At 40.8% G+C, this 8,863-nt stretch carries 5 protein-coding genes; all 5 read right to left on the bottom strand.

Going from position 1 to position 8,863, the window contains the following annotated elements; translation table 11 throughout:
- Nucleotides 1-15: 15 nt before the first annotated feature.
- On the bottom strand, nt 16-918 hold the full coding sequence (oppC, locus tag B9J84_RS07655; protein ID WP_026028150.1) for an oligopeptide ABC transporter permease OppC: 903 nt from the start codon (nt 916-918) through the stop codon (nt 16-18).
- Nucleotides 919-933: 15 nt separating this feature from the next.
- Complete coding sequence (gene oppB, locus B9J84_RS07650; RefSeq protein WP_013856495.1) at nt 934-1,854, bottom strand: oligopeptide ABC transporter permease OppB; 921 nt, start codon at nt 1,852-1,854, stop codon at nt 934-936.
- A 117-nt stretch (nt 1,855-1,971) separates the two neighbouring features.
- Entirely contained in the window at nt 1,972-3,603 is a 1,632-nt protein-coding gene (locus tag B9J84_RS07645; protein WP_026028151.1) for an ABC transporter substrate-binding protein, read from the bottom strand.
- Between the two features lie 521 nt (nt 3,604-4,124).
- Nucleotides 4,125-5,903, bottom strand: a complete 1,779-nt coding sequence (locus B9J84_RS07640) for an EAL domain-containing protein (protein ID WP_094123873.1) — start codon at nt 5,901-5,903, stop codon at nt 4,125-4,127.
- Nucleotides 5,900-8,863 (bottom strand): ATP-binding protein (locus tag B9J84_RS07635; protein ID WP_094123872.1); only part of this gene is annotated, 2,964 nt, incomplete at its 5' end. The genes B9J84_RS07635 and B9J84_RS07640, both read right to left, overlap by 4 nt.

Below are 8,863 nucleotides of genomic sequence, written 5' to 3'. Positions count from 1 at the left end.
TCCTTAATCTTTTAATTATCGGTCTTTAGGATCAAGCGCATCACGCAGACCATCACCGACATAGTTAAAGCAAAACAGGGTGACCACCATGAACGCGGCTGGGAAAGCAAGTTGCCAAATAGCGACTTCCATTGTTTGTGAACCTTCTTGTAGAAGTGCTCCCCAGCTTGTCATCGGCTCTTGAACACCAAGACCAAGGAAAGATAAAAATGACTCTGTCAAAATCATACTTGGGATCAACAGCGTCGAATAGACCGCTACAATACCCAACACGTTTGGCACAATATGACGTGTAATAATTTTCCAGTTGCTGACGCCACACACATGCGCCGCTTCAATAAACTCTTTGCTGCGTAGGCTCAAGGTTTGGCCACGCACAATTCGCGCCATATCAAGCCATGCAATTGCACCGATAGCGACGAAGATAAGCACGATATTGCGGCCAAAAAACGTGACCAACACAATAACAAGGAACATGAAAGGAACAGCGTATAGAATCTCCAAAATACGCATCATAATGCGGTCTACTTTACCGCCAATGAAGCCCGACGCCGCACCATAAAGTGTGCCGATCAGAACAGCAACCAACGCGCCCATTACGCCAACCATCAGCGAAATTCGCCCACCCACTAAGGTACGCACATACAAATCACGCCCAAGGCTATCGGTGCCGAACCAATGATCCGCATTGGGCCCAACGTGCATTGAATACCAGTCCGTATTGTCATAGGTATACGGGGCCATCATCGGTAGTACGATCACCGCAAGGGTCATCATCGTCAAAATACACAAACTGACCATTGCCGCTCTGTTACGCATAAAGCGAATTCGCGCATCTTGCCATAAGCTGCGGCCAGCTATTTCTAAGTTTTCAGAAAACTTCTCAACCGCGGCTAGGTTTTCTCTTTTCGTTAACATAACCATACGTCCCTGTTAGTAGCGAATTTTCGGGTCAATGACCGCAAGCAAAATATCAACAATGGCGTTGAAAAGAATAAATAGGAAACCAATTAAAATGGTTACACCCATCACCAATGAGTAATCGCGGTTAAATGCAGCGTTAACAAACAGCTTACCGATACCCGGTAGACCGAAAATCGTTTCAATCACCACAGACCCCGTAATAATACCGACAAACGCAGGCCCCATATACGACACAACAGGCAGTAAAGCTGGCTTCAAAGCATGGTTAACAACGATATAGGGATAACTCAACCCTTTCGCGCGTGCCGTGCGAATAAAGTTACTGTTGAGTGTTTCTATCATTGAGCCACGGGTGATACGGGCAAAGGTGGCAATATAGAGCATCGACATACCCAGCACTGGCAGTACTAAATATTGGAAACTTCCATCTAACCAACCACCAGCCGGGAATATTTTCCAATGCAAGGAGAAGAGATAAATTAAAGCTGGGGCGAGAACAAACGACGGCATCACCACGCCAATCATTGCCGTCGACATGATGGTGTAGTCAATCCAAGTGTTGTGTTTTAGTGCGGCAATCGTACCAATGGAAACACCCGCGATAACGGTAAAAATAAAAGCGATAAAGCCGACTTTTGCCGAGACAGGCAAGGCAACGGCGATCAATTCATTCACCGTATAATCTTGGTATTTGAATGATGGGCCAAAATCACCTTGCAAAATATTGGTCAAGTAGGTGAAGTATTGCTCAGACACGGGTTTGTCTAAGCCATATTTGGCTTCAATGTTGGCCATCACTTCCGGTGGTAAAGGACGTTCGCTTGAGAATGGGTTACCAGGAGCGAAACGCATGAGAAAGAAAGATACCGTGATCAACACCAACATGGTTGGTATCGCTTCTAATATCCTTTTTGCGATGAATTTAAGCATAAACTCACTCTTTCAGTCTGTGACAATGAAAATTAGAAAGACGCTGCATGTAAATTACTATCTGAAGATAGCTACATGCAGTGTCTAAGTCGTTATATTGTTATCAGCGTAAGGGGCTTACTTTGCTGTGATATAAAGATCTTTTGAGTAGATCTTATCTTCCGCATTATTCACCGGGAAGCCGCCTACATTAGGAGATACTAAACGAGATTTAACATACTGATAGATAGGGGCAATTGGCATATCTTTAGTTAATTGCTTTTCAGCATCCAGATATAGCTTAGTGCGCTCCTCTTCTGAGGTTGATTTCAACGCTTTGTCAATAATTGCATCGTATTCAGCGCTTTGGTAGTGCAAACCACCCGTGGTGTTATTGCTCACCATTAAGGTTAGGAATGAAGACGCTTCATTATAGTCACCACACCAACCAGCGCGTGCCACTTCAAAGTTACCTTGATCTTTAGAATCTAGATACGTTTTCCACTCTTGGTTCTCTAATACAACGTCAAGACCTAACGTTTTTTTCCACATAGAACCCAGTGCTACAGCGATTTTCTTGTGGTTTTCCGATGTATTGTAGAGGAGGCTGAATTTCAGTGGGTTGTCTTTATTAAAGCCCGCTTCAGCTAACAATTTTGCCGCTTCTGCATCGCGCTCTTTTTGCGTCATCTTGCCGTATGCTGGCATTTGAGGATTAAAGCCAGCCGTAATTTCAGGTGTTAAGAAATAAGCTGGTTTTTGGCCTTGACCTAAAATCGCATCACTCACAATGTTACGGTCGATAGCGTAAGAAATCGCTTTACGTACGCGAACGTCGTCAAATGGTGCTTTTTTGGTATTAAAAATGTAGTAGTAGGTACATAGGTTACCCTGAATCGATACTGATTCCGGGTGTTCTTTCTTCAGACGCTTGAAGTGCTCTGTTGGCAATTCATTGGTGAAATCGATTTCGCCTGATAAGAAACGGTTCATTTCTGATACTTGGTTTTCAATAGGCAGGAAGGTAACTTTGTTAATGACTGTTTTGCCATTGTCCCAGTATTGCTCGTTACGCTTTAGTACTAAACGCTCATTGACAACCCATTGATCAACAACGTAGGCACCGTTACCAACAAAATGCTCAGGCTTGGTCCATTGGTCACCAAACTTTTCTACGGTTGCTTTATGAACGGGTTTCACGGTTGTATGGCCCATCATCATGACGAAATAAGGCACAGCATCTTCAAGCTCAACAACGAGTGTATGGTCATCTTTAGCTTTAACGCCAAGTTCACTTTTGTCTTTCGTTCCTGCGATAATCTCTTTGGCATTTTTCATCTTGGTATATTCCATATACCAAGAGTAAGGAGAAGCCGTTACAGGGTCGACGGCGCGCTGGAAGCTGAAAACAAAATCACCAGCCGTGACAGGATCACCATTTGACCATTTTGCATTTTTGCGCAAATGGAAAATGAATGTTTTGTTGTCTGCCGTTTCCCAACTTTCTGCGACACCAGGAATGGTTTTACCATCCGAGTCTTGGTTCACAAGCCCTTCCAATAAGTCACGAATTACATGCGACTCAGGAACACCTTGGGATTTGTGAGGATCGAGTGTGGCGACTTCAGTACCGTTACCACGAACGAGCTCCTGAACTTTGGCCAATTTAGTGCCGGCTGGAACATCAGCCGCGAGAGAAAAAGTAGAAGTGGCAGCCACTGCCATACCCGCCCCTAGAAGAAGGGCTTGGGTGATTTTATTTTTATACATGCATAAACTCCAAGTTTTTATTTTTGCATCCATGACTTCCTTGAGAGCTCTCTAGCATCGCTAGAACTTTAGATTTATTTAGCGCAAAAACTAAGCAGAAAAATCTAAAAACTCCTAAGGATAGCGGCACACATTAGCAACCATTGAAGTAATTTGCCATAAAATCGTAGCAAAAAAATGCATAATTCCATGGTTTACCTAATGGAATAGATAAATAGCCCAACAATTAACTCAAACTCAGTGAATTAAAGTTACAAGCGCTATCTGGTCAGACCATAGTGCTAAATCATCTAGTGTTGAGTACATTTTCAGCACGTTTCACTGGAAAATCAGCCTTTTTTTAACATCTTAGTTACGTTAGATCTAACCTTAAAGGGATAATCCTGACATCTAAAAATAAAATCGTGAAGAGTGTCACTAAAATTGATTAACAATAAATTAACAACGTGTTGGTTGGTAATAATAAATAAACACTTTCACCGAAAAGTGTAATCTAATACTTACGCAAATCGACATTCAGTTTACGCGATGCTCAAACTGGCACTAAGATGATCGAGCTCAATGTAACGAATCAGCTCCATGGCCGAACGAATGCCCAATTTACTTTGAATTCTCGCTTTGTAAGTACTGACTGTCTTCTGATTAATATCCAGTTGATTAGCTATCTGCTTATTGGTCAAACCTTGAATCAACAAATTTGCCACACTCAACTCTCTGCTGGATAGTCTTTCATTGAGTCGAAAACTAGGTTGAAAATTAACTGTTCGCCCAACCTCCCCCATTATGCTCTGAATAGTGTCAGTCAATGCAGCTGATTTCACAATGTGGCGCGCATATGCAAGTTCTGCAGATATTGCTTCATGATATTCATTGAGAAAAATAAGTCTTCCCTTAAAATTCATCGATTCAATATGCTGATGCAACTGCAAACTAGCGTCTTTACTGCAGTAGCTATCCACAACCACTAAATTAAAAGGTAAATCACGCAATCTCTTTACAGCGCAAGCGAGATCACTGGCAACGACCACTTGCGTAACGCGTTTTTCTCTCATCAACATTTTTCTTAGGGCATTAGCGCTAGTCGAATTTTCTCCAACTAATAAGCAATACACACCATCTTCAATACTTTGATGGCTTAACTGCTTGCTGATATTTTTGCTATACAGTTCAGCGAGATCGCCAATCGGCATAGGCATCGCCGAATAATAACCTTGACAAGTATCCACGCCTAAATGACGTAAATATTGCCAAGTATCTTCGTCCTCCACACCTTCGACAACACAATGCAAGCCTAAGGATTGCGCTAGCAATAAGCACATGTTGGTGAGTTGCTGGTTTTTATAATTGGTGGAGAGATCGCGGACAAAGCTTTGATCTACTTTAAGTTCTGTAAAGGGTAATTTCGAGAGCTGACTTAGAGAGGCGTAGCCTGTGCCAAAATCATCAATGGATAAACCAACACCATGCATTCTTAAACGCGCAAGATTAGCCAGTGATGCTGTCGTACCGTTATAGACATGATCTTCCGTCAGCTCGAGCGTGAGTTTATCAGTGGGAAACGCGTATTTGTGACAGAGAGTAAGAATAGGGTCACAGATCAGCTGTTGTAAATTACTCTGGGAGATATTGATTGATAACTGGAGATCGGCTGACAAACTGCCTAAAGCCGATAATGCTTTATCCAAAACAATTAAAAACAGCTTATCCATCAAATTCAGCTCTTCAATAAGAGGCAGAAAATGCGCAGGGCTTAATACACCATGAACTGGGTGATCTAATCGGACAAGTGCCTCGACTCCAACCATGGCACCCGTTTTAAAATCAAACTGAGGTTGATAGTAATTGAATAACCAATCTTCACTGAATGCTGTTTCTATCTCTTTGTACCCTAATGAGATAGGCGTAATGCTTGCGGCCTGTTGTTCACACTTCACATGAAACGCATGAATCACGGTTTCAAGTTGCTCAATAGAATAGGGTTTTCGTAAAACATCGACAAAATTAAAGCTCGCTAAACAGCACATGTTATAAGTAAGGTCTAACACAGCATCATCAACAGCACTCAATATAATAATTCCGAGTGAAGGATGTTTATCCCCAAGCATCGACAAAAGCGTAACTCCGTCCATTTCCGGCATATGAATATCACAAAAAACCAGTGATATCTCTTTGCGCAAGCATAAAGCCAACGCTTGGTGTCCATTTGCTGCAATATCGACGTTATTCAACCCAAGTTGTCTGAGTTTCAGTTTCAAACTCGTGGCTTGAATTCGATCATCTTCGACAATCAAAATGTTCATTCGTCATCTACTCGTTGCTGTTTATCTAACCATTCTTGTGCTTGTGTAATCACGATTTTAATTTCCATTATCAGTCGTTGTTTTGCAGATACAACAGCTTGTGGTTCTAATTCGCGCTCCAAGCTAACCGCAAGACTCGCGAGATAATCCAGTTGAAGCGCCCCGGCAGAGCCTTTAACACGATGAGCTATCATTTTGTAATCAGAATCATGCTTTTCGAGTCTATCGACCTCGGCCGCTAAAGATTCTGCCACAACAGAAGCAATTTCACTTTTTTCACCCGGTAAAAAGCTCTCAAGCCAGCTTTTTGAGTCAGCATTTACTAAAGGATACATAGAAAGATAACCACTCAACATAGTATACAGCGACGCCAACGAATAGGGTTTATACAGCACGTGTTCCATACCTGACTGGTAAGCCTTCTCTGCGATCAACCGTGAGTCTTCCGCCGTACAACCGATAACCACCTTATATCTCTCTTGCGGAATATTATTTTTAACAAATCTTGCTAAAGCGAAACCATCCATTTTAGGCATATGGCAGTCCGTTAGTAGTAAATCGAACTGGCTGTCTTCGCTTTGTAAAAGGTGGCATGCCTCTTCTCCATCACCAACAATGGTTGCTTGCACACCAAGTTCATGCAGCTGTTTTTTTAATAACAAACGGTTAATAGCGTCATCATCAACCACCAAAACATGCCCACAAAGTTTCATTTTTTTCGGTTGAACCAGCACTTGTTCACTATCTTTTATCTTATCAATAAGCAGGTCAGGATAGAGATGTTTTTTGGTCATTATCGCGTCAAAATCGACCAAGGATACACCACCTTGACTTACCGAAACCTGCCAACACTTCAGCCACTCGATAATGCGTTCGTTAGTGCAACGGTAGTTACGTTGACTCAACGGTTCAGACAGCGGCTCACCACAAATGGGAAGCACTATCGTTACTTGAGTCCCCTCATTCAGCGTACTGGAAACCGTGATATGACCATCCATTAGATTGACTAAATTCGATACTATTGACATACCAAGCCCAGTACCACCATATTGGCGAGTAATGGTTTTATCCGCTTGCATAAATGGCTTAAATAACGAATCCAAGTGCGCTTCATTCATTCCGCACCCCGTATCTTTTACGGCAAAGACTATCTGTTCTTCCGTCAATTCAACGTGGATCGAAACCGTACCTGCCGTAGTGAATTTAACAGCATTGGCTAATACATTGGTAAGAACCTGATTTAAGCGTAACGCATCAAACTTTGCGTAAATAATAGCTGTCGGCACCCAATCAACAACGAACTCAACGCCTTTCAACTTAGCACTCGCTTCAAAGCTTCTAATGGTGGGACATAACTCTTCTAAAATATTATGCTGGCGTATATCTAATTGTAATTGCTGAGCTTCCATTTTTGAAAAATCTAAAATCTCATGGACATGGTGCTTAATTCTCTCGGCAGAACGAATTGCATTCGTCAATAACAAACGGCTCTCATCGTTTTTAATTCGAGTTGATAAAATCTCCATCAACCCTAGCATGGCCGCAATTGGCGTTCTAAGCTCATGACTCATTACAGCTAAAAAATGATTCCTCGCATCTACAGCTTCTAGTGCCTTATTGTTAGAATCACGTAATGCTAATTCTGAGAGCTTGAGTTCTGTGATATCACTGCAAACGGTCAAGTAATGAGTATCCCCACTCTTGGGATGCGCAATCGATTCATGATTAATGACATAATATTTCTCATCAATCTGATAGTGTTTATTCGACAGATCGACAGATCCGATGCCAGTACATATGAGGCAATTCACATCATCACTAATTAGAGAAGCCTTGCTACATTGCTTATATGAACGGTTAGATAACACTACTTTCCCATTCACATCTGAAATGAAGATCATGCTGGGTATTTTATCGAGCAAATCTGTCAGCCATTGCACTTGAACTTCTGAAAGTTTTGAACTGATTTGACTGTATTTTAAGGAACTTTTCAACTTATAAAATATAATTATTCCAAATAATAATAAAAACAAAAAAATACACATTGCAATCAAAGAATAGATTATAACTTGCTGCTTATCATAACCATAATTCACATTCACTTTCTTATGGAGTGATTTTAGTGCATTAATCTCAGACTCAGTTACCATAGTTAAAGATCGGCTGAGCATTTCAGACAATATCGACTCGTCCTTTCGAAAGACCATACCGATATTAATAGAGTAACCTTCATTATCTATTGCGGGAAGTATCAAGAATTTATCACCAAGATATGCCATTTGCTGATTTATAATATCTTGATTCATTAAGGCATGAGTTATCTTACCTGATTTTAAATCTAGAATAACCTTTTTAAGATCTCTATAAACTTTAACTTTTTTATTATCTTCATAGATTTTTAAGTGGCTATATAAGTAACCAGTACGATCTAATATCGCTAATTTTTTCTGTTGAAAAGGCTTTTTAGTGACCACATAACCAAATTGCAAATTAGTGTAAGGTGGGGTCGCTATAAAATCACGATTATCGATGTCATCGACATTTAATGAAGGCAATAAATCGACTTCATTATCGATAAGCATTTGTCTAATATCTCTACCATTGGCCGGCACATACTGAAATTTAAGAAAGCTTTTTGACTCAATGAGCTTGAGTAAATCATGGACATATCCCTTCACCTGATTATCACCCTCATCACAATAAGAGAGTGGATATATATCTTCTTCTATGGTGTATCTGACAATTTGATTGCTATTTTCTTGACTTAATAATTTTAGGCTGTCTTTATTATTCAAAAAATAAATATTAGTCGAGTCTATCTTATTATCTGTATTTCCTGTTGCTTCAGCAAGAATGAGTTTATCAAAAATGTTTTTTAATTCATTATTTCCCATCGGCAAAATGATTCTATTTATTTCGACACCTAATCGACCATCTGCAATAATCTCACCGTCATATCC

This window comes from Vibrio sp. V03_P4A6T147 (assembly GCF_002241085.1).
Taxonomy (GTDB): Bacteria; Pseudomonadota; Gammaproteobacteria; order Enterobacterales; family Vibrionaceae; genus Vibrio; species Vibrio anguillarum.
This window is presented reverse-complemented; position numbering and strand designations above follow the sequence as displayed.